A 1,335-nucleotide genomic window follows, 5' to 3' on the forward strand; every position below is an offset into this window, starting at 1 on the left:
TTTGTCAGACACGGCCTAGTCCGCCACGTCGTAGGCCTCCCGCCAGCGCTTGTCCAGGCGCGGCACCAGCTGGCCGAGCAGCAGGCCGGTGAAGTGCGGCGTCTGCTGGTGCTCCGCGAACGCCTCGGCCGAGGCGTAGCGCTCCAGGATGACGACGCTGCGCTCGGCCCCCACCTGGCGGTACACCTCGAAGGAGACATTCCCCGGTTCGGCGCGGCTGGCCTCGGTGAGCCGGGCGTACAGCGCGAAGATCTCCTCCAGGTCCTCGCCGGCGGCGATGTGGTGGTGGGCGATTACCTGCAGCTGCGGCATGGATTTTCCTTTCCGGAAGGTGCCGGCCGGCTCGGCGGCGGCTCGTTCGGCGGCAGTCCGGGCCCGGTCACCAGTCGGCCGCGGGCACGTAGGCGCGGGTCCAGAGCGTGACATGGAGCATCACGGACTTGGTGAAGGCCGCGTGCATGCGGTCCAGCTCGGCCCCCTCGGCGCCGCCGGCCGCGAGATGGTCGCGCGCCGTGGTGATGACCACCGCGGTGAAGGCCAGCAGGAAGCGCATCGGAATGTGGTCCAGGGAGTCGGCGTGGTCGGTCGCGTTCTTCTTCGCCCGGGTGTGGCGCAGCCCGATCTCCTGCTGGTAGTTCAGCCAGTCCTGGTCCAACGGGCGGACGCAGGCGTCGATGATCCAGCGGTCGAAGCGCGGTTTGCTGGCGGCGCTGTAGGCCGGGTTGGGCGTCCCGTCCGGGTGGCCGGAGTACCCGGCCAGCCACGGCTGCTCGCGCAGCTGCGCCCGCCAGGCGGTCACCATGTCGCCGGCCCGCTCGGCGAGGATCCGGCCGGCCCGGTGCAGGGCGGCGGTGTCCTCCTCGGTGAAGCCCACCGCGGCCTTGAGCCGGCTGAGGTCCTCCAGGGTGAGCGGGGAGCGGGCGGCCTCGGGACCGCCGTAGGTGTAGCCGGGGATCTGCTCCGGGTGCTCGACGACCGTCTCGGGGGTGTGTCCGTACTCGTTCATGGTGATCTATGTCCCCACTCTCACCGAAAACGCATCACCCCGGCGCCGCGCGCCACCCTGAGCGACCCGTCCCGGCGGTGACGGCGGCCGGCGCCGACGGCAGCAGCGGCCCGGCGGCCCGGCGGTCCGGGGACCAGGGGAGGGGGGATCAGCCGGGAGCCGTCGGCGGGCGGTCCCGCCCGGCGCCGGGCGCGGTCACAGCTCCGCCAGCATCGGCAGCAGCTCCGCCGCCGCGGCCACGTCCGCGCTCAGCGGGCGGTCCTCGGCCAGCGGGGCCGGCCCCGCGTCGAGGGCGGCGAAGACGGGCGCGGCCGGGACCGGTCCCGGGT

The 1,335-nt window shown here is 73.8% G+C and carries 2 protein-coding genes; both read right to left on the minus strand.

The genetic code is table 11. From position 1 onward, the window contains the following. Window positions 1–15: 15 nt before the first annotated feature. Entirely contained in the window at window positions 16–312 is a 297-nt protein-coding gene (locus GA0115240_RS28415; protein ID WP_161302530.1) for a putative quinol monooxygenase, read from the minus strand. Between the two features lie 67 nt (window positions 313–379). Next, window positions 380–1,006 (minus strand): protoglobin domain-containing protein, encoded by a 627-nt coding sequence (locus GA0115240_RS28420; protein WP_093741036.1) that lies wholly within the window; start codon window positions 1,004–1,006, stop codon window positions 380–382. Window positions 1,007–1,335: the final 329 nt, after the last annotated feature.

This window comes from Streptomyces sp. DvalAA-14, from assembly GCF_900091855.1.
In the GTDB taxonomy this organism is placed as follows: Bacteria; Actinomycetota; Actinomycetes; order Streptomycetales; family Streptomycetaceae; genus Actinacidiphila.